The sequence below is a fragment of the Hominiventricola aquisgranensis genome (assembly GCF_040096225.1).
In the GTDB taxonomy this organism is placed as follows: Bacteria; Bacillota; Clostridia; order Lachnospirales; family Lachnospiraceae; genus Hominiventricola; species Hominiventricola aquisgranensis.
Genome location: NZ_JBBMFC010000021.1, coordinates 1 through 20,455, shown reverse-complemented (window position 1 = coordinate 20,455; position 20,455 = coordinate 1). Strand labels below are relative to the sequence as shown.

The following is a 20,455-nucleotide window of genomic DNA, read 5'->3' as shown; positions in this document are numbered from 1 at the left end:
CACGGGAACAACTCAACCTCGGAAATCAGGTATTTCACAAGGTCGCGCCGCTCTGATTTGTCCACTTGGTCATACCGATGTACATAGGTGCGCCGCATTGCGGACATTTTACGATACCGGACAACAGATGCGCGTTATACTGACCAATGCTGTGATTACCCTTTTTCCCACGAATGGCTTTGATCTCCTGCACCTTGTCAAAATCCTCTTTGGAAACAAATGCCTCATGGGAAATAACCTCACTCAAAATATACTCGTCCTGCTTCACAAGTCGATACTTGTTATCTTTGCCGGGTACTTTCGCAACGAAGACAGCTGTTTTCGGAGTGTCATCAGTTTCCGTAGAACTCCAGGAATCTCTTCAATTCCACACGTGTGGGGGAATACAGCAGACTTTCTGCAGGACCATACTCCAGTACTTCCCCTTTTTGAAAAAACATCGCTTCATCAGCGATTCGCCTTGCCTGCTGCAGGGAGTGGGTGACCAAAATCAAAATACAATTGGTCTGGCGCACATAGGACTGAATCAAAGTTTCCGCGGCAGCGGTGGTTTCCATATCCATGGCAGCCGTTGGTTCATCGAGAATCACCACATCGTATGTTCCCATCATCAATCTTGCCATCGCCATGCGTGCCGTCTCACCGCCGGAGAGACGATCCGCCCGTTTATGTTCCAGTTCTGTCAGAGACAGTGCTTTCGCGAGGGACTCCGCTTTCTGGATATCCCTGCCGCCCAGCAGGATGTTTTTTCTGACAGACATACGAAAGGCATAGGGCTTCTGGGGAAGATAGCCAATGCTTGGTTCCAAGCGGATTTTCCGGTCTGCCGGAAGGACATCTGCCAGAATCTTTGAAAATGTGGATTTTCCGCTTCCGTTTGCTCCGAGAATCGCATATATGTTTCCAGGCTGCAATTCCATTCCCGGAAAATCCAGCACTTTTTTCTGCCCATAGGTTTTGGAAAAGGCTGGAATTATCATTGACTGAGCCTCCTTTGCAACAGAGATATCACAACATTCACCAGCAGGGAAACCGCCAGCAGAATCATGCCCAGGGCAATGCCCAGAGAGAAATTTCCCTGATTGGTGTACTGCATAATGGCTGTGGTCATCACATTCGTTTTCCAGGCAATGGCACCGCCCACCATGGACACTGCCCCGACCTCTGCAATAGATCTGGAAAACGCCAGCAGATAGGAAGAGATGATACAGTACTGGCACTCATTGCACAGCAACAAAAACGTCCTTCGTCTTCCCAGCCCCAAGCCCCTGGCTGTTTCCCGAATCGCCGGAGACACTCCCGCCACATAAGTCTCCATAGCCCCCACAACAATGGGGGTGATCAGCGCCACCTGGGCAAGAATCATGATTTTAACCGTGAACAGCAGCTTCATGTGTCGCAGAGGGCCGACCCCGGAGAAAAGGATGTAAAACAGTAGGCCGCATACCACAGGGGGCATCCCCATAAGCGTTCGGTTGAGGATAATCAGAAGCCCTCTCCCGGGGAATTTGCTATTGCCCAGACAGATTCCCAGCGGAACACCCAGCAACAGTGCAAGCAAAGAGCTTTTGAGGCTCATTTGCGCTGTGACTTTCAAAATGTTCAGAAGTTCTGCATCGGAAGACAGGATAAGAGAAATCGCCTTTTGAAGGGCCGTTTCCACGGTGCAGCCTCCTTTCTTTTTGTAAAATCCCGTGGGGAAATTCCCCACGGGATACAGTTTACGCAGATTTTTTCAAAAAAGCAAGTTTTTGGAAACTGTACATATAGCGTCAGCCGCAGAAAATGAACCCAGAGTTTCCTCAGTTTATGATGCCATCGTTGGCAACGAAAGTCAGGAAGGTTGCCTTATCGGTCAGGATGTAAGCATGCATCTGCTCTGCCATCACCAGACATGCGCCCATACCGGTGTTTGCAGAGGTGTACCACTTCGTGTAGGGAGCGAAGGACTCTGCCTCCTTCGTGATACCCAGAGTCTCAGGCCACAGGGACAGCTCCTTGGTGTGGGTGCCGGAACCGTCGCCACGGGAGATGAAGGGATACTCGCCCTCCGCAATGGCTGCAAACGCATCCAGAACGGAAGCAGCCTCCTTAACACCGGCAGGATCCGCAGAAGGTCCGCACAGGACGAAATAGTTATACAGGAAGGAAATGCGCTCTGCTTCGAAGCCATCTACAGTGCGGGCGAAGCCCTCTTCAACAAAGGCTTCTTCCTGGCTCTTGGCATGGACCAGAATCAGGTCGGCATTGCCGAACTTGGCGGCAGAGATTGCCTTGCCGGTACCGGCAGACTGGACTTCCACAGTGTAGCCATAGGTGCTCTCGAAGATGGGCAGCAGATAGCCCAGCAAACCAGAGTCTTTCACAGAAGTGGTAGTGGAAAGGCGGATGACCTTTGTCTCTTCGGTAGTGGGCGCAATCTCACCTGTATAAACAGGGGCACCGTCCTTGACGTAGAACAGAGACTCACCGTACTCTTTAAAGCCATAGTTTGCGGCCAGGTCCAACGTTTCTTGGGTCAGGAACCACTGGATGAGGGCATCCGCACCGGCGGTATTCACCGCAACGTCAGTGACAGAGTTGCCGTCAGCATCCACAAAAGGCGCCTCGGGATTTACGGCGATAACGGTGTAGGTGTTGAGCATCTTGTCGTCGGCTTCCTTCAGAATGCAGGTATCCACCACAAGACCGGCCTGGGTGGGAACCTCAGCGGCGGCTTCCGTCGGGACAGCCGTTGTGGCGGGAGCCTCAGTGGGAGCCTCAGTGGAAGCCTGCGTCTCAGCAGGCTTGCTTGCGCCGCAGGCAAGAAGACCAAACATCATGGCAAAAACCAGCAGCATGGACAGAATCTTTTTCATTGTCTTACCTCCTAAATATAAAGAAATATAAAGAAGACCAGCCAGTTTCCGCAACACCAAAAGCACAGCCGAAAGCTGCACCCGATCATGGCGTCTGGAAAGAGGCTCGTCCACCGCTTTGCAAACTTTGGAAATCAGTCAATTTCACGAAAACTGACCAATCAATTTCTGATACTATATCATATTTGAACAAATAATACAAGCCGCCCTTTTCAGAGACTATGCGAAATGATACGAAATTATATGAAATGATTCAAAACAGTTCTTTCACTATTCTCCATAGTATGATAAGATCAAACAGGAGGGGATCGCATGTTCAAAGAAGAAGTGTGGGCTTTGGAACCAGAGCGTATAGAAACCTTTTTCCTTCATCATAGGGAGGTTCATGCCACTGCGGATGGTTACCGGTTCCGTGATTGCCGGATTACCGTGACCGTCCTTCCACCACACAGGATCGCCGGTTTGGCACTGCCTCAGACCAGAGTCATCTTTGAAGGTTCAGATGATTCCGCGCTTCTGATTTACAGGCAGTTTCAATTACGATTTCTATCCGCAGGCGGATAAGAATTGGAGGTTTTATAATATGAGCAAGAAAACAAGTCCTTCCATGGATTCTTGGCTGAAAGAGGCCAAGGCCCACGAAAGCGCCCCTAAGATTGGCATGTATCTGACCCATAACGGCATTGTCCGGGAAAGTGCCAAGGCAAAAGTACGCCAGGGTGCCGCCGATACCAGGCCCGTTGTGGGGATGCAGTTTTCCTACAATCAGGAAGCTGTGGATGCCATCATCGCAGAAACCTATAAGTTGGACGGTATTTTCTACATCAAGGTCTGGCTGAACGAAGGGGAACTGAGCGTTGGTGACGACATCATGTATGTGCTCATCGGCGGCGATATCCGCCCTCATGTGGTGGATGCTCTGCAATATCTGGTGGGTCGCATCAAAAACGAGTGTGTCACGGAAACAGAGCTTTACTGATACGAGAAATCCGGAAAAATGTGCGGAATTTCATGTAACCGTTTCGATGTATAAAAAATCCCATTTCCTGCTCGGAAATGGGATTTTCTTTCATTTTGCACAGTCCGCACTGCCCTCGCTGTAGAGCATATCCAGGCCATGGGCCACCGGGTCGATGACCGCCAGAATATTCTCTGCCGATGCCTTTTGGCTGCCTGGCAGGGTAATGATCAGGGTGCGTGCCCGAATGCCCGCAACACTGCGGCTCAGGCAGCCTTTGGGTGTGATCTTCATGGATTCTGCCCGCATAGCCTCCGGGATACCGGGAGTCGGACGCTGGATTACCTCCATAGCGGCTTCCGGGGTAATATCCCGGGGTGAGAAGCCGGTGCCGCCGGTGGTGAGCACCAGGGCAATCTTCTTTTCATCTGCACACTTCAAAAGCTCCGATTGGATCATCTCCGCCTCATCGGGAACGATGGCAGTATAGGTCACGTCGAACCCCTTCTCCGTCAGAATCTTCACCAGGTTGGGGCCGCTGGTGTCCTCCCGCTCGCCCCGATATCCCTTATCGCTGATGGTAATCACTGCTGCTGTATACGCCATGATTCGTCCTCCCGTTTGTAATCGCCGTGGATTCCGCCGGTTTTGGAAAGCAGGCGGATGTCCGTGATCGCCATATCCTTTTGCACCGCTTTGCACATATCGTACACTGTCAGAGCGGCGGTGCTGACAGCGGTAAGTGCCTCCATTTCCACGCCGGTTCTTCCGTCACAGGAAACGGTGGCCTTGATTTCTACGCTGGATCTGTGCTCATCCAGAGAAAGCTCCAGGTTGATGCCATCCATCAAAATGGGGTGACACATGGGAATGATATCCGGTGTGCGCTTGGCACCCATGACCCCCGCAATCTGGGCAACGGTCAGCACATCTCCTTTTTTCATGCCGCCGCTTTGAATGAGCGCGAATGTGTGTTCATTCACCAACACCCGGCCTGCCGCAACGGCCACGCGCTGAGAAATGGGCTTTCCCCCCACATCTACCATTTTGGCCCGTCCCTGGTCATTAAAATGTGTAAAGTCTGCCATACTCAACCTCCGATTTGATTCATATTCCGACCGGCGCCCGATTTGTGCGCAGCATCCAGATTCCCATGCCATTGGGGTTTTCCCAAAATCGCTGCTTCCAGCTGTGCTTTCATGCCATCGAAATCCAGCCCTTTCAGGGGATACTCCGCATTGGAATGCAGACAGGGCTTCACTTTTCCGTCTGCAGTCAGTCGGATGCGGTTGCACTCCCCGCAAAAATGGGCGCTCACCGGGCTAATAAGGCCAATATTGCCCAGTGCGCAAGGCAGGTGGAAGAGTTTGGCAATACCGCCATCTTTGGCAGCCGGTACCGCTTCCGGCAGAGCCTCCAAAACCCTTGTAAATGGAATATACGCTTCCGGGCCAAAGCCGGAGCTGTCGCACATGGGCATCATTTCAATAAAACGCACATCCACAGGATACTTCCGGGTAAGCTCTGCCAGCGGAAGGATCTCATCATCGTTAAATCCGCCAATGAGCACGGCATTGAGTTTGATCTTCTGAAAGTCAGCATCCAAGGCCGCATGAAACCCCTTCCAGAAGTCATCCAGACTGCCGTTGCGGGTAATGTGGGCATACTTCTGAGGATCCAGGGTATCCAGGCTCAGGTTTAACCGGCTGACCCCCGCCTCCTTGAGGGGCCTTGCCAACTCCGGGAGCAGGATGCCATTTGTTGTCAGGCAGACCTCCCGAATTCCAGGAACTCTGGATGCTCTGCGGCAGATAGACACGATATTCTTTTTAACAAGTGGTTCTCCACCTGTAATGCGCAACTTGGTAATGCCCAGAGCCGCGGCTGCTTCCACGGCCTGAATAAGCTCATCTTCCGTGAGCATGTCGGCATGCTCTTTCTTGCAGACACCATCCTCCGGCATACAGTACCGGCAGCGAAGATTGCACAAATCCGTCACAGAAACGCGCAAATAGGTGATGCTGCGTCCAAATGTATCAATCATAGTTTACCTCGTATCTTTTGAAATGCGGCAATGCCCGCTTTTCTTCCGTCGGCTGTCACGCCCTCTGCCATGGGGTACACCGTGTTGCAGTTGCCGCACATCTGAAGCCAGGATGGCATTCCCAATTCCGCCAGCAGCCCACGCTCCGGGACAAGTCCCGCGGCAATCAGAAACGTTCTGCAGGCTATCTTCTCTCCGCCGGACAGGCAGCAGCCTGTGAGTGCGGGAGAGCCCTCAACGGCGTCAATGGTCTGGCTGCAAATAAGGCGGATGGAATTATCTTTCAGGCAGCGCCGGTTTCTCGTCAAGCCGCCGCAGTTTTCCTTCTGCTCCACCAGAGTAACAGAAATCCCCATTGCCGCAATCTGGGATGCCATGATAAGGCCAATGTCACCACTGCCCAAAATGACCACCGGACCTTGGGGAACAAAGCCATGGAGGTTCATCATCTCCTGCATCTGACCGGCTGTATAAACACCCTTTGGACGGGTTCCCGCAATCGGCAGCGCCCCCAGTGGAATCTCCCGGCTGCCCGTTGCCAGAATCAGCTGAGAAAACGAGATCTGCCGGTCACCGGACAGATGCGCCGTTTTATTGGGTTCTACCAAAAGCACCGTTGTCCCAAAAAACAGAGTAACCGTTTCCGGGAAATCCTGCACAAGCGCAGCGGCGTATTCCCCTCCGGTAAGCCCGGCGCCAAAACCGGGATGGCTGCATTGCAGGAGAATGCCGCCCAGCTTTTGTTTTCTCTCCACCAGCGCAATGCTTTTGCATCCGGCATCCGCTGCGGCTCTGGCTGCAGCAATTCCCGCTGCACCACCGCCGATAATCAGGATATCAAAGTGCCCCATGCCTGACCTCCCGGAGTATCTGCTCGATGGCAAAGCTGCATCGGCTGCCCTGGCAGACACCCATACCGCTTCCCACTCTCCGCTTGACCCCATCCACCGTGGAAGCTCCCCTTCGGATTGCTTCCAGAATCTCTCCGCGGCTGATGCCTTCGCACAGGCAAATGATTTCGGGGTCATTTGTTTTGGCAATGGCCTGCCTGTGGGGCGTGAAGCGTGGATTCGGGTGTGCATCCAGAAACGCCGCCGTTTTCTCCGCAAGGTACCTGCCCAGTTCGTTGGCACAGGTCAGCCCCGGGGTTTTGATTCCGATCAGACTGAAAAATCCAGGAGCCGGGTACGCAATGGAGAAATCGTGAATGCTCTCACCGTCATTCCGCTGAGGATTTGGCCGTGCGGCGGCGAATGAGCGGATTACCTGCTGCATATTCAGATTCGGAAACAGCGATACCGCACTTGTCTTCAACTCCGATATTCCCTCTTTTGTTGTGGCAAAGGGTTCTCCAACGGGCTTGCGTACCCCGCTGAGCAGCAGATTTCCTTCCACACACGGGATAGCGGTGATGCCTTTTCCGCAGGACTGTGCCTGCTGAAAGATGACCCGCTTCGGCTTCCGCGCCTGTTTGTCCAGGACCAGGTATTCTGCTCCATCTATCAGAAGATGCGTGTCGGAGGGAAAGCACAGCTCCTGTATCCGATCCGCGGAAAGTCCTGCACAGTTGATGACAGCCCTGCAGCGCAGTTCGCTGCGATCTGTTTCCACCAGATAGCCAAACTTGGTTTTCCGGATTCCCACCACAGTGGTTCCCAGCATGGGTTCCATCCCATTGGCAGCAGCGTTTTCAAAGGCGGCAATGCCCAATTGCCAGGGGTTCACCGTTCCGGTGGTCGGGGCATAGAGCGCGCCTGCCACACCCGGTGCCAGCATAGGCTCCATTGCCTCTGCCTCTCCCCCGGTCAGAAGCTCCAGACCCGGCACGCCATTGCGGATACCCTGCTCCCATTTTCTCCGGAGCTTGGCCAGGCTCTCCTTGTCATAGGTCACCAGCAAGGAGCCGCAGCGGGAAAAGGGAACTTCCAGTTCACGGCACAAATCATCAAAAGAGGCATTTCCACGAACCGTCAATTCCGCCTTCCGGGAACCGGTTTTGTTGTCATATCCCGCATAGACGATGGCAGAGTTTGCCCGGGTAATGCCTGTGCAGATATCCAATTCCTTTTCAATCAGCACGACAGACAAATTCCAGCGCATCAGATTCCGGGCCGCAAAGCAGCCCAGAATCCCTCCCCCAATAACCGCAACATCTACGCTTTTCATAGGGGGATAATCTGTCCGGGGTTATCCACGGTATAGCCGCCGAGGGACAGGATTTTTCCCCGGAACGCATCGCTCTTCAGGATGTGCAAAAGCGCCTGAACCATAGGGGTATCCCAAGCATGGTCAGGGACAATGAGGTCATACTCCTCAATACAGATGGGGATAAAGTCCAGATCATAGAGCTCTGCCGCGGAGTAGATGCCCATACCGACATCAGCACTGCCGCTGGCGATCTGGGCAGCAACAGAAGTGTGGGTCAGTTCTTCCCGATCGTAGCCGTAGACAGAAGCAGTATCCACATTCTCCCGCATACACAAATAGTCCGCAAGGATCCGGGTGCCGGATCCCTTCTGGCGATTTACATAACGCACACCATCCTTTGCAATATCCGCGAATTTCCGGATCTGGTGGGGATTTCCCTTTGCCACCATCAATCCCTGCTGACGACCGACACAGGAAACCAGCTTCACACCGCCTTTGGGGAAATACTTGCGAATAAATGCCTTGTTATAGCTGCCGTCAGCCGTATCCAGCAGGTGGCAGCCAGCCATGTGCGCCTCACCACGGCGGATTGCCATTATACCGCCCATGGAACCCACATGAGAGGAGCTGATGTACAAGGCAGAGTCCTCCAAATGGAGCATATCTGCCAGCTCGTCTAGCAGCGGATCATGGCTGCCGATAATAACCACCAGCGTATTGTGCAGCTTTTCTAAGGGGCTCAGCAGGCGTACACTCACTTCCTCTCCCGCCTCGTAGCCCTCCAGTCCCTGGGGGACTTCCAGAATGCCATCGGCCTTCATAAAAGAAGAAACCACGCCGCTGCCCCGGCTCAGGGGGCTGGCCATCAGCCTGCCGCCTACGCAGCCCATGCGAACACGGACAAACTCCTGATATTTCAGACCGCTGACAACAGGTCGGGTAAGGGTTGCGTTCACATATGTGTCAGTGGCTGCCGGTGCTTTCAGCCAGTGGTCAATCAGGGGCTTCAGCAGCTGCTCAATGACGATGATGCCGGACACCGGATAACCGGGCACTCCAAGAATGACCTTCTCTCCCCGGCAGCCCAGAATGGCAGGCTTGCCGGGCTTGATGGCGATGCCATGGTACAGCACCTCACCCAGTTCCCGGATGACCCGAGCCGAGAAATCCTCCCGTCCGGCAGAAGAACCGGCATTGAGAATTACCATATCACACTCGTCTGCCGCTTTGGCAACCATTTCTTTGATCTGGTCAAATTTATCCGGAACAATGGGATAGACCACCGCCTCTGCGCCCCAGGAACGCACCATTGCGGAAAAAATGGAGCCATTGAATTCCAGAATATCCCCGGGCTTCGGGTCTGTACAGGGCGGGATAATCTCGTCCCCTGTGGGGATGATGCCCACCACAGGTTTGCGAATCACTTCAATTTCCAGCACACCGCCGGCAATCATCGCACCAATGGCAGCCGGGGAAACGGTCATATGGCTGGGCAAAATCATTTCCCCGGCGCATACATCCTCGCCGATCTGGCGGATATGCTGCCACGGGGCTGCGGCTGCGTGAATGGTGATGGAACCATCTCCATTCTTCACAATGTCCTCCACCATGATGACTGCATCTTTGTCCTCCGGAATCGGGTCGCCGGTGTCCAGCACAAGAAACTGGTCCGGCTTTAGAGTAACAGGGGTCGTTTCCGTCGCGCCGAAGGTTTCTTTTGCGGAAACCGCCACACCATCCATGGCACTGGCGGCATAGTGCGGGGCGCAGATGTGGGCATAGACTGCCTTTGCCGTCACCCTACCGCAGCTTTCAAAGACAGGAATGGTTTCTGTCTTTGACCCAAAACCGCCGCTTACCAGCCGCTCCAGATATTCCTTCCGTGCCTGCGCAAGCGGCACATTGGTCAAATATTCAAATCCCATAAAATTACACTCCTGAAGTAATCGTTACCTGAATTTCCGCTCCCTGGGGTAAGCCTTCACAATCCCGACTGATGCAGAAATAGCCGTCGGTCCCTGCCAGAGTGGTGATAAGGCCGGATTTTCCCCGAATGGGTTGGGCATAAAGCTCGCCGCCTGTTCCTGTCAGCCGGCAGCAGTGATACTGGGCTCTGCCATGGTTGGCACTGATGCTCTCTGTAACCCTGGCAGTAACGGTATAGGCAGTCATGTCCCGATCCATCAGCCGTCCCAGCAGGGGCTGTACAAAAAGTTTTGTGATAAAGTAGGCAGCCACCGGATGCCCGGGCAGACCCACAATGGGCTTTTTCCCGGCTTTTCCCAGAATGGTTGGTTTTCCGGGCTTAATGGCAATGCCGTGAAGCAGAAGCTGGCCCGCGGATTCAATGATGCGGCAGGCGGCATCCTTCACTCCGACACTGCTGCCTCCGGACAGCAGCACGGCATCACATTCCGCAATGGCCTGATTGACCTTTTGAGAAAGCAGTGCCTCATCATCCACCACAATCCCATAGTTGACAACATGGCACCCAAATGTGGAGAGCATTGCCTCCAGCATGGGACTGTTCACGTCCCGCACCTGTCCGGGGCCGGGCTGCGCCTCCGGAGGAACCAGCTCGTCACCGGTAGAAATGACGCCCACGGTCACTTTTTTCACCACCGGCACCTGCACCCGGCCAATGGCAGCCAGCGCACCAATGTCGGCAGAAGACAGGGAGCGGCCTTTGTGCAGAATCACCTTTCCGGGATACACATCATCCCCCCGGAAAATCAGATTCATGCCCGGCGCCGCAGGTTTGGCAACACCGATGGTGCCGTCGCCGTAGTCCTCCGTGTATTCCACCATCACCACACCGTCAGTACCCCTGGGCACTGCGCCGCCGGTGGGAACGGCTACACATTCCCCCTCATTCAGCAGATAGTCGGCGCCTTCGCCCATCAGCACCGTGGCCTGCAGGGGCAGGATCGCCGGGATGGCATCGCTGCAGCCAAAGGTGTCACTGGCGCGAACCGCAAAGCCATCCACTGTGGAGCGGTCAAAATCCGGCACATATTCCCGCGCCACAATATCCTCCGCCAGAACTCTGCCCACAGCCTCAGACAGAGTTACAAATTCTGCCTGTTCAAGCGGGGAAAACTCCGATTCTATCAGCGCAAGAACTTCTTCCGGTGTTTTTACATACAGCATACTAGACCTCCATAATGATCTTACCCAGGTCCCGGTAGTCATTGCCGGAGAAGTGGGTCACCTCCCTGCGGAACACAGGTGAGGACAGGATTGCAAGCATTTTGACTACAGCCGGATTTTCCAGCGATTCCTTCTGCAAAACAAGATCGAACCGTTCCTCCAGCAGTGGGATGAAGTCAAGCCCCTCCAGCTGATGCGTTATCCGCTCCGTGCCAATGGCAAGATCCGCATCCCCTGCGGCAATGGCAGATGCCATCGTAAGGTGAGAACTCATAATCTTGTCGTAGCCCTTTAGCTGTCCGGAGGGGATTCCCAGTTTTTTTAGCTGGGTATCCAGCAGGATCCTGGATGAGGAACCAACCCGGCGGTTGAGGATGGAGATGTCAGCCCGGCGCAGATCCTCCCACCCAGTTATGTGCTTGGGATTGCTTTTGCGAACATAAAAGCCCTGGGTGCGGTAGGACAGGTTCACCAGCACTGCGGACACCCCGGGCATCAGGCTTCGCACAAAGGAGGCATTACACTCTTTTCCATCATACAGATGGCAGGCCGCAGCGTCCACCTTTCCCTGATACAGTGCCAGCAGACCTTCAAAGCTAGACAGATATGTACGACCGGCGTTGATATCCTCCTGATGAAGATAATTTGCCAAAATGTCCAGCACAACATCCTGCCCGGAGATGATCATCTCCGGTGCCTTTTTCTCAGCAGGTGTCAGCAACGTGGAGTGGGTATCGATGCGCTGCACCGAGGCAGTGGAATGCTCATGCCGGGAGCGGGCAATATAGGCATCCACATCCTCCTGCGTAAAACGAACCTTTCGCCCGATTTTATAGGAATGGATTTCTCCCTTGCGAATCAGGTCATAAATGGTGGACTTGCTGACATGGAGAATGTCTGCAACCTCCTGGGTAGACAGGGACTGATTCTGCGCCATACTGCCGCCTCCTTGCAATCGTTTTCTATTGATTATACTTCATCTTTCCAAATTGCACAATTGCTTGGTGCAATATTTCAAGTATTTTGTGCGATTCCACGCCATTTTGTACGTCATCTCTTCGAAGTACTAAAATATTTTCGCATAAAATGATACAGTTTCATGCGATTTCACACAAAAATGCACATCCGCTCTTGATACCCCTGTTATTTCCACTATAATAAACATATACAAATTGTAAGCTCAATTTCAAATTTTTATGGAGGTATTGCATATGGCTGACGCATACTACGAAAAAATTGCCCGCATCAATCTGACCACCGGCAAGATTAAAGTGGAACCTCTGGATCTGGAACTTGCCCACAAGTTCATTGGCGGCCGTGGTCTTGGCACCAAGATGCTCTATGACGAGGGCATTGCCACTGTCGATCCCCTGTCCCCGGAAAACAAGCTGATCTACATCACCGGTCCTATGACCGGCGCTGCCGCCCCTTCCACAGGCCGCTACATGGTCTGCACAAAGTCACCCCTTACCGGCATGATTGCCTGCTCCAACTCCGGCGGTATCTGGGGTGCCAAGCTGAAGTACGCCGGTTGGGATGCCATCATTGTGGAAGGTGAAGCTCCCGACTGGACCTACATCAACATTGACGACGATAAGATTGAGCTGCTGGATGCCCGGGAATATGTAGGTGTCATGAGCGAAGCCATTGACGAGCAGCTCAAGGCAAAGCACGGTGCTGACGTTTCCGTTCTGAACATCGGCCCCGCCGGTGAGAAGAAGGTGCTGCTTGCTGCCATTATGAACGATAAGGACCGTGCCGCCGGTCGTTCCGGTGTCGGTGCTGTCATGGGCAGCAAGAAGCTGAAAGCCATCGTGGTCAAGGCAACCCGCAAAAAACTGGACAACATTGCAGACCTGGATGCCCTGAAGGTGGCAGCCAAAAACGCTATGGATGTTCTGAAGGCCAACCCCGTTACCGGTTCCGGCCTGCGGCAACTGGGTACCGCTGTTCTCGTGAACATTGTCAACAACATCGGTGCTTTCCCCACCAAGAACTGGCAGGAAAGCTATTACGACAAGGGTGACGATATCTCCGGCGAAACTCTGGCTGAGAAATACCTGGTCAAGCCCAGTGCCTGCCATCGCTGCCCCATCGCCTGCGGCCGCGTGGTCAATGTCAATGGCAAGGTCGTCGGCGGTCCTGAATACGAGCCCCTGTGGGCTTATGGCGGCAACTGCGGCAACAATGATCTGAACGTCATCGATGAGTGCAATATGCTCTGCAATGAGTATGGTCTGGATGCTATTTCCGTCCCCTGCACCATCGCCGCTGCCATGGAGCTGTACCAGAGAGGCTACATCAAGGAGGAAGAGTGCGCCGGTGTACCTCTGGAATGGGGTTCCACCAGGGCATTGGTGGAGTGGACCAAGCGTATGGGCAATCCTGAAACCGAGCTTGACTGGCTGATGAGCTCCGGCTCCGCCCGCCTGTGTGAGCACTATGGCCATCCCGAATACTCCATGAGCGTTAAGAAGCAGGAAATGCCTGCTTACGACGCCCGTGCCATTCAGGGCATCGGCATTACCTACGCCACCTCTAACCGTGGCGGCTGCCATGTCCGTGGCTACATGATCTCTCCCGAAGTTCTGGGTCTGCCCCAGCAGCTGGATCGTACCGTTACCAACGAAAAGGCAGCTTGGGCCAAGACCTTCCAGGATCTGACAGCTGTCATCGACTCCATGGGTCACTGTCTGTTTACCTCCTTCGCCATGGGCGCCAAGGAGTACACCGACCTGTTGAACGCCGCCACCGGCACCAACTGGACCATCGAACAGGTTCTGGAGATTGGTGACCGTATCTACAACATCGAGAGAATGTTCAACAAGGCTGCCGGTATGAAGCCTGAGGACGATCGTCTGCCCAAGCGGCTGCTGGAAGAGCCCGTTGTAAACGGCCCATCCACCGGTATGACCTCCAAGCTGCCTCTGACTCTGCCCGAATACTACGAAGCTCGTGGCTGGGTCAACGCATTCCCCACCGATGAAACCCTGAAGAAACTGGGGCTGGACGAGTGTGTTGGCAAATGATACAATATAATTAATGGGGAGGGGGCAAGTCCCCTCCCCGATTTCTTTTGCAAAGGAGAATTTTCATGATTGAAGTTCGCGTTTTTGCAACCTTGCGCCAAGGCAGGGATAAAGTCACGCTGCTATCGCCGGAGGGTATCGCCTGTGCCGGAGATATCCTTGACCGGATGAACATTCCCCAAGAAGAAGTGTCTATTCTGCTCATTAACGGTTTTCATCACAAGCCGGAATCGGAAGTGAAGGACGGGGACATCGTGGCTCTGTTTCCCCCGGTGGGAGGTGGCTGAACGATGGATCCCAGATATGCGCGCAATGTCCCCGCCCTGAGCGAAGCGGAATGCGAGCTGCTTCAGCGCAAACGTGTTCTGGTGGTTGGCTGCGGCGGTCTGGGCGGGCATCTCATCGATATGCTTGCCCGCATTGGCATAGGCTCTCTGCGGGTAGTGGACGGTGATGCATTTGAGCCCTCCAATCTGAACCGTCAGCTGTTGTCCGAAGTTTCCTTGCTGGGCGTTGGGAAAGCACAGACCGCCGCGGAAAGAGTCCGGCGTGTGAATCCCAATGTTGCGGTTCATGCCGTGGGGGAATTTCTTACGGAAGAAAACGCAGCCGCCCTTCTTACAGACTGTGATGCGGTTCTGGACGGTCTGGACAATATCCAGTCACGGCAAATCCTCGCGAATGCCTGTGAACGTGCTGGAATTCCCCTGATCTACGGTGCCGTCAACGGCTGGGTCGCCCAGGCCGCAATCTCCTGCCCCGGCGATCATTTGATAGACTTACTGTACCCCGACGGGGCTGCACTCAAAAATAAGAGCGTTCTGAGCTTCACTCCCGCCCTGTGCGCCTCTATGCAGGTTTCCCTGTGCGTAAAGTTTCTCACCGACCGCCCCGTCAGAACCGGAACACTGTATTTTTTTGACTTACTGAATCAGGAATTCGAGGTCATCCCCATGACATAAGCGCCAGACAGAACACTGCTTCCAGGATTCTATGGTTGGTTGCAGCGTTCATCTAACACTTCTGCATACAGATATCTCTGTAACGTACTGATTGGAAAATAGAACGACAGAGTGTTATGAAACCCACCTCACCCTTTTTTCCTCTCCGGTTTTCTCCCTATACAAAGAAAAGTGTCCATTTTCTATCCCGAAAACGTACAGTTGCCGTGATGAGCAGAGGGCAGCGTATCATTATAGCAAAGAAAAGCAAACAGCACACAGGCGGTTTTATCCTCAAAAAAAGCACCGAAACATGACAATAAAGAAGCCCAGCACCACTTTGATATGTACCCTCTTTACTGGACAACAGTAAGAAGGGTACATATCAAAGTGGTGCTGGGCTTTTTCTGATTACAGCGATTTTCAGCGGGTGAAGCAATGTGCTGTTTGCAGATAGCTCTTTCGCATTTTGCTGCTTAGCGTGAAAATGTACTGTTCCGCAAAATCCTACGCACAGAAGCATACCGCGTACATTCTATCGTGCTTTGCTTTCGTTTGGAGGTTTACACAAACTTTAGGATACTCCCTATGTACAGCAAACTTTTCAAAATCAATTTTACCAAAATGGATCCATACGAGTTCAAGACCTTTACAGACATTTTGCAACGCTACTCAGACCTCTGCAAACCAGTTAAGGGAAATGGACGTGGCAAGAAGAAAAAGTAATGCTATCAACACTATTGACTAGTAAAGCTTATCTCAACCTTGGCTCCACTAGTCTCATTGGAATTAGCAAGAACAATCTTTCCTCCGTGCTCCTCAGCTACTTTTTTCGCAAAGAACAATCCTATGCCATAATGAGAGCCGCCGGTTCTGCTAGAATCATCCATGAAAAATTGCTCTGTGCCATGGGCAAGCCCTTCAGGCGTAAAGCCACTTCCGGAATCCTCAACGGTAAAGGCAAGTTCTCCGTCGCTGTAAGTAACTGTAATATTTATCACACTGCCCTTGGGCGTGTGCTCAGCAGCATTTCTCACAACATTCATGACAGCCCTGACAACATGATCGTACACGACGCTTATAACAGAGTCGCTATTTTCACTTTCCAATTCTTCCTTCCAGTTAATCTGATGCTGATAAACTTCCGATAGTCCCAAGGTCTGCTTTTTGATATCAGCCAGAACATCATAGACATTCACGTTAACAGGTGCCTGCGAAATCCCCTCCTGAGACTTCGTAACTTCTATGAGAGTCTGCACATAATTCTGAATCTGAAGTACGCTTCCTGAAATATAGTCCGCATAATTCTTCTGTTCATCCGTAAGCTCTGTCTCTAATAAAAGCTCGGAATTGCCACGTACCACCGTAAGAGGCGTCTTGATGTCATGGGCAAGCGCTGACATCTGCCTGTTCTTTTCCTGCTCGGTCTCCCACTGCTTCTGAAGTGAAGTCTTAAGCGCATATCGCATATCATCAAGCGCCACCAAACATTCATCAATCTCACGAACACCTGAATAATTGATTTCAAAATCCAAATTTCTGTCGCCAATCTGCACTAAAGCCCCCCTCATGGGAGCCATCTTCTTTCTGATTCTATATCCGAATCTCTTTGCAAAAATCTGCATAATTCCGATACAGCAGAAAAGAACGAACAACATCAAAAGTATTTCCGGGTTTGGCATATGTTCATTCATCCACAAAGATTTATACTGAGGCTTAAGTCTATACTGCAAGACAACATATTCATCCGTCCTGGGAATAACTTTATAATATTTGCCATCGCTATAATTCTTATTTGCTAATACCTTCCGTGCTGTTTCCACATCCTTTTCGCCAAGATTGCCAGAGATTACTTCCCCATCCTCTGAAAAAACAACATAATGACATATATCAGGAATTATATCCTCTGTCACTTCGTTTGCTGTTTCAATCTGTTCAAAGACTTCATTTATTCTATATTCCGCGTAGTTAGCCGGGTATATAGCACCAATATTGATAAGCACGTTAAAAGCAAAATAAGAAATGATAACCCATATAACGAGTGCAAATCCCATTAAAAAAATATAGGCCTCAAACATACTTCCAAGACCCAGCGTACCTCTCTTGTTTTTTTTATTCTTACTCTTTACTCTTCCCATTTATATCCAATCCCCCAAACTGTCTTAATTGGCATATACTCGAAGCTTGAAAGCTTTGTTCTAATATTTTTGATATGTGTAATGATTGTGCTATCGCTACTCTCACTGTCGTAACCTAACACCTTTTCCAATATCTGTTCCTTTGAAAAAATCTGTCCGCGGTTCTTTGCCAAAAACTCGCATATGTCATACTCTGCCTTTGTAAGACTTATTTCCTTTTCATCAATCATCATCTTTCGTGCTTCAAGCATAAAGCATATTCTGCCAAGAGCAAGTCTTGCCACATGCTCACGTTTTTCTCTTCGAAGGTGTGCTCCAATCCTTGCACGAAGCTCCATTACTCCGAAGGGCTTACAGATATAATCATCTGCACCAAGGGCAAGTCCATTTACAAGACTTCCCTCATCCGTCTTTGCAGTGATAAATAAAATCGGACAATCAACCACATTTCTTATCTTCGAGCAAAGCTCAAAACCGTCAATTCCAGGCATCATCACGTCCAGTAATATTAGGTCGAAGTGTGAGAGCTTATCCATCTCAATTTTCGTAGGTTCATCAATTTTTGTAACGGTGTGAGAGTCTTTAACAAGAATACTCTCAATCATGTTTAAAATGGCTTTTTCGTCGTCAACCGCAAGTATGTTTGCCATATTCTTTTTTCATCCTCTATTTCATTATATTTGAAGCTGATTATTCAGATATTTTACTACCCTCATAGTTTGTAGCAAAAGCAAAATATCCTGCAAAGCATACAGCAACAACTACCAGGTAAATCGGTGCATGCGACTTTATTTCAGAAAGTGCTCCCCTATCCGCAAGCTCGTATGCAAGGAATGTTTCAGGAATTCTGGCTGTCCATGAAAGTGGTACAATCTTCCAGACATACATTCCAATATCAGTAAGGAAAAGTGCACTGATAAGTCCCGAAATCAAACCTGCACCTATTGCAAAAGCTTTTCCAAAAACAAATGCAAAAATCTCAAATATCAGATAAAGTGGGATTGCGGAAAGCCACATCACAAGGACTGCTCTAACAAAAAGCCCCATTGAAGCGATACTATGTCCATGTATCATGTTAAAGCCAAATCCGAATATAACCGCCGTAAACAACAAGGCAAAGAGACCAAACACAAGTAATGTCACTACCTTAGAAAAGAGCGCTGCTGTCCTACTTCTTAAAGTAAGAAGATTTTGGAATGCCCCGGCATTTTGCTCCTGCTCCATTGTACTAGCAATGAATATTCCAATCAATACAGGAAATGCAGATCCAAGAGTCTCATAAAAAGCAGTTATCTTATCTGTTTCATTCCATCCGGAAATCGCATAATAAGCAAGAAACACTGCACTTACCACAATCGGGATTATAATATGAGCAATTATTACGGAACTTCTTTTCATCTTATAAAAATCTGCGCGAAGACATCTGGTAAACATTATTATTTCACCTCTCTTTTTTCAAACCAGTTAAGGTATAGATAAGTTAAAAGCATAAAATGGGCGAGTGCAATGAGAATTCCAGGAAGAATTACGAAGGAACTAAGAAGTGGTTCCCCTGCCTGCGCTCTCAATCCATTTGGAAGTACATGCAAAAGCGGCGTAACAACTCTCATGGATATCGCAGAGACCAGTATAAACCATTTTTCTGAAGGTGCTACGATAATTCCAAGCACATTTATAAACAGACAAACCATAAGTTCTACTACCATTCCAAATTTTTCACCTAAGAATAAGAACAGTGGTATCTGCCAAAGCTCTGTGATAGTTAGAACGACAACCGTTATAGCTGCTCCAATTACAGGAATACTTGTTGTTAAAATAGCTCCCCCCACGGTAGCTCCTGCAAAAAGTACTACATTTGATACAAGAACAAGGATTCCAAGATAAGCAATTTTCCCAAACATCAGTTTTCTTTTTTCCATTGGAAGAGTCTTGATGTTGTAGTATCCGTTTTTCTTTTCTCTAATTACAGAAAGGTAGCTTACGATAGCAATCATACCAGGAAGAAGAAGTACATACCACCAGTTCCATGCGCTCTCTGCGTAGGCATTGGTCATTCCTAACGTAAGCACAAATGCCATTACAAATGTAATTATTGGAAATACAACTATGAGTTTACTACTCATAGTTCTCTTTGATTTTAAAAATTCCGCTCTTATTATATTAGTCATTGCTTTAGTCCTTTCATCTAATCTGTCAGATAGTTAGTAATTTACGTTCTTTATTCGATATTCTGAAGCTTACGATTTTTCTTAACAACATCCATAAAGAGCTCTTCAAGATTCTGTCCCGGAAGAAGCTTACCTTCATATCCAAGTACTCCGTCTGAGATTATTCCGATATAATCAGCACACATCTGAACCTCTGAGAGAATATGGCTTGACAAAATCACGGTAATTCCCTGCTCAGGGAAGGTTTTTATAAGTTCTCTAAGCTCTTCAATTCCGATTGGGTCAAGTCCGTTTGTAGGCTCATCCAGAATAAGGAGCTTGGGATTTGCAAGAAGTGCAAGTGCGATTCCAAGTCTTTGCTTCATTCCCAGCGAAAACTGACCAGCCTTCTTTTTTCCTGTATTTGTAAGTGAAACTGTTTTTAAAACTTCATCGATTCGGCTCTTTGCCACCCCAAGAAGAATAGCTCTTACTTCAAGATTCTCTCTTGCTGTAAGATTTTCATAGATTGGAGGATTTTCGATGAGTGCTCCAATCTCTTCAAGAATTGCTCTGCTCCATGGCTTTCCGTCATAGATTATCTCACCATCTGTAGGCTTCATGATTCCGGTTATCATCTTTAGTGTTGTCGACTTTCCTGCTCCGTTTGGTCCAAGGAGGCCATATACACAACCCTTTGGTATATTCAGCGATACTTTATTTACCGCCTTCTGATCTTTAAATGTCTTACAAAGTTCGTTAGTTTTAAGCATCATTTCCATTATTTTTCCCTTTCCTTTACCTATATATAAATTTGTTTTTTATTTTGTTGCCATAGATATTTTTCAATCTGAAAACAGATTACAAAGAAAAAATAAAGATTTGATGAAGATTATTAGAAAAGCTTTCATATATCCATAAATAATTTGTCGCAAAAAATTAGAGGCACTCTATAAAAGAATGCCTCTCAGACTGTAGACAAAGCCCCGCTTTTGCGGGGTTTTGCTATTGTTAGAACCGCTTTTCTGATATAATGATGTCA

Annotated in this window: 22 protein-coding genes; 5 read left to right on the top strand and 17 right to left on the bottom strand. The window is 50.1% G+C overall.

Annotation, left to right across the window (positions count from 1 at the left end):
• Positions 1 to 34: 34 nt before the first annotated feature.
• The 4 genes from WMO62_RS11575 to WMO62_RS11560 all read right to left on the bottom strand — a co-directional run bounded on the left by WMO62_RS11575 (position 35) and on the right by WMO62_RS11560 (position 2,858).
• Positions 35 to 247 (bottom strand): recombinase zinc ribbon domain-containing protein, encoded by a 213-nt coding sequence (locus WMO62_RS11575; RefSeq protein ID WP_349144746.1) that lies wholly within the window; start codon positions 245 to 247, stop codon positions 35 to 37.
• A gap of 85 nt (positions 248 to 332) precedes the next feature.
• Complete coding sequence (locus WMO62_RS11570) at positions 333 to 980, bottom strand: ATP-binding cassette domain-containing protein (RefSeq protein ID WP_118771658.1); 648 nt, start codon at positions 978 to 980, stop codon at positions 333 to 335.
• Positions 977 to 1,663, bottom strand: coding sequence for an ABC transporter permease (locus WMO62_RS11565; protein WP_349144744.1), 687 nt, complete (start codon positions 1,661 to 1,663; stop codon positions 977 to 979). Before WMO62_RS11565 ends, WMO62_RS11570 begins: the two co-directional genes overlap by 4 nt.
• A 139-nt stretch (positions 1,664 to 1,802) precedes the next feature.
• Positions 1,803 to 2,858: an ABC transporter substrate-binding protein gene (locus WMO62_RS11560; RefSeq protein ID WP_349144743.1), complete on the bottom strand. Its 1,056-nt coding sequence runs from the start codon at positions 2,856 to 2,858 to the stop codon at positions 1,803 to 1,805.
• A gap of 312 nt (positions 2,859 to 3,170) precedes the next feature.
• On the opposite strand from WMO62_RS11560, the gene WMO62_RS11555 reads away from it, so the two are divergent.
• On the top strand, positions 3,171 to 3,422 hold the full coding sequence (locus WMO62_RS11555) for a hypothetical protein (protein ID WP_349144742.1): 252 nt from the start codon (positions 3,171 to 3,173) through the stop codon (positions 3,420 to 3,422).
• 19 nt (positions 3,423 to 3,441) lie between these two features.
• The gene (locus tag WMO62_RS11550) at positions 3,442 to 3,837 is read left to right on the top strand and encodes a molybdenum cofactor biosynthesis protein MoaE (RefSeq protein ID WP_349144741.1); all 396 of its coding nucleotides are present in this window, start codon (positions 3,442 to 3,444) and stop codon (positions 3,835 to 3,837) included.
• Positions 3,838 to 3,927: 90 nt separating this feature from the next.
• Here WMO62_RS11550 and WMO62_RS11545 read toward each other — a convergent pair whose 3' ends face one another.
• Genes WMO62_RS11545 through WMO62_RS11510 form a run of 8 tightly spaced genes read right to left on the bottom strand, consistent with a single transcriptional unit; the run spans position 3,928 to position 12,095 of the window.
• On the bottom strand, positions 3,928 to 4,422 hold the full coding sequence (locus WMO62_RS11545; RefSeq protein WP_158439157.1) for a MogA/MoaB family molybdenum cofactor biosynthesis protein: 495 nt from the start codon (positions 4,420 to 4,422) through the stop codon (positions 3,928 to 3,930).
• Positions 4,401 to 4,904 (bottom strand): cyclic pyranopterin monophosphate synthase MoaC, encoded by a 504-nt coding sequence (moaC, locus tag WMO62_RS11540; protein WP_349144740.1) that lies wholly within the window; start codon positions 4,902 to 4,904, stop codon positions 4,401 to 4,403. Before moaC ends, WMO62_RS11545 begins: the two co-directional genes overlap by 22 nt.
• Before the next feature lie 2 nt (positions 4,905 to 4,906).
• Complete coding sequence (moaA, locus tag WMO62_RS11535) at positions 4,907 to 5,860, bottom strand: GTP 3',8-cyclase MoaA (RefSeq protein WP_349144739.1); 954 nt, start codon at positions 5,858 to 5,860, stop codon at positions 4,907 to 4,909.
• Positions 5,857 to 6,711 carry an NAD(P)/FAD-dependent oxidoreductase gene (locus WMO62_RS11530; RefSeq protein WP_349144738.1) on the bottom strand — a complete coding sequence of 285 codons (855 nt, stop codon included), beginning with the start codon at positions 6,709 to 6,711 and terminating at the stop codon, positions 5,857 to 5,859. The genes moaA and WMO62_RS11530 overlap by 4 nt, the downstream gene beginning before the upstream one ends.
• Positions 6,698 to 8,026, bottom strand: a complete 1,329-nt coding sequence (locus WMO62_RS11525) for an NAD(P)/FAD-dependent oxidoreductase (protein ID WP_349144737.1) — start codon at positions 8,024 to 8,026, stop codon at positions 6,698 to 6,700. Before WMO62_RS11525 ends, WMO62_RS11530 begins: the two co-directional genes overlap by 14 nt.
• A complete protein-coding gene (locus WMO62_RS11520; protein WP_349144736.1) occupies positions 8,023 to 9,933 on the bottom strand; it encodes a molybdopterin biosynthesis protein in 1,911 nt (636 codons plus the stop codon). Before WMO62_RS11520 ends, WMO62_RS11525 begins: the two co-directional genes overlap by 4 nt.
• A gap of 4 nt (positions 9,934 to 9,937) precedes the next feature.
• On the bottom strand, positions 9,938 to 11,200 hold the full coding sequence (locus WMO62_RS11515; protein ID WP_349144735.1) for a molybdopterin molybdotransferase MoeA: 1,263 nt from the start codon (positions 11,198 to 11,200) through the stop codon (positions 9,938 to 9,940).
• Positions 11,160 to 12,095 carry a helix-turn-helix transcriptional regulator gene (locus WMO62_RS11510; protein ID WP_349144734.1) on the bottom strand — a complete coding sequence of 312 codons (936 nt, stop codon included), beginning with the start codon at positions 12,093 to 12,095 and terminating at the stop codon, positions 11,160 to 11,162. Before WMO62_RS11510 ends, WMO62_RS11515 begins: the two co-directional genes overlap by 41 nt.
• Before the next feature lie 274 nt (positions 12,096 to 12,369).
• Here WMO62_RS11510 and WMO62_RS11505 point away from each other — a divergent pair, with 274 nt between their 5' ends.
• The 3 genes from WMO62_RS11505 to WMO62_RS11495 all read left to right on the top strand — a co-directional run bounded on the left by WMO62_RS11505 (position 12,370) and on the right by WMO62_RS11495 (position 15,149).
• Positions 12,370 to 14,187: an aldehyde ferredoxin oxidoreductase family protein gene (locus WMO62_RS11505; RefSeq protein ID WP_349144733.1), complete on the top strand. Its 1,818-nt coding sequence runs from the start codon at positions 12,370 to 12,372 to the stop codon at positions 14,185 to 14,187.
• A 65-nt stretch (positions 14,188 to 14,252) separates the two neighbouring features.
• Complete coding sequence (locus WMO62_RS11500) at positions 14,253 to 14,474, top strand: MoaD/ThiS family protein (protein ID WP_118586105.1); 222 nt, start codon at positions 14,253 to 14,255, stop codon at positions 14,472 to 14,474.
• A gap of 3 nt (positions 14,475 to 14,477) precedes the next feature.
• Positions 14,478 to 15,149: a HesA/MoeB/ThiF family protein gene (locus tag WMO62_RS11495; protein ID WP_349144732.1), complete on the top strand. Its 672-nt coding sequence runs from the start codon at positions 14,478 to 14,480 to the stop codon at positions 15,147 to 15,149.
• A gap of 716 nt (positions 15,150 to 15,865) precedes the next feature.
• Here the strand turns inward: WMO62_RS11495 and WMO62_RS11490 are convergent.
• From WMO62_RS11490 to WMO62_RS11470, 5 genes are read right to left on the bottom strand one after another with little or no spacing between them, the layout of a single operon-like run.
• The gene (locus WMO62_RS11490) at positions 15,866 to 17,266 is read right to left on the bottom strand and encodes a sensor histidine kinase (RefSeq protein ID WP_349144731.1); all 1,401 of its coding nucleotides are present in this window, start codon (positions 17,264 to 17,266) and stop codon (positions 15,866 to 15,868) included.
• Positions 17,254 to 17,916: a response regulator transcription factor gene (locus WMO62_RS11485; RefSeq protein ID WP_262575041.1), complete on the bottom strand. Its 663-nt coding sequence runs from the start codon at positions 17,914 to 17,916 to the stop codon at positions 17,254 to 17,256. The genes WMO62_RS11490 and WMO62_RS11485 overlap by 13 nt, the downstream gene beginning before the upstream one ends.
• A gap of 40 nt (positions 17,917 to 17,956) precedes the next feature.
• Positions 17,957 to 18,700, bottom strand: a complete 744-nt coding sequence (locus WMO62_RS11480; RefSeq protein WP_262575042.1) for a lantibiotic immunity ABC transporter MutG family permease subunit — start codon at positions 18,698 to 18,700, stop codon at positions 17,957 to 17,959.
• 2 nt (positions 18,701 to 18,702) lie between these two features.
• Positions 18,703 to 19,434 (bottom strand): lantibiotic immunity ABC transporter MutE/EpiE family permease subunit, encoded by a 732-nt coding sequence (locus WMO62_RS11475; protein WP_349144730.1) that lies wholly within the window; start codon positions 19,432 to 19,434, stop codon positions 18,703 to 18,705.
• Between the two features lie 50 nt (positions 19,435 to 19,484).
• Positions 19,485 to 20,195 (bottom strand): lantibiotic protection ABC transporter ATP-binding protein, encoded by a 711-nt coding sequence (locus tag WMO62_RS11470; RefSeq protein WP_337402693.1) that lies wholly within the window; start codon positions 20,193 to 20,195, stop codon positions 19,485 to 19,487.
• Positions 20,196 to 20,455 lie beyond the last annotated feature (260 nt).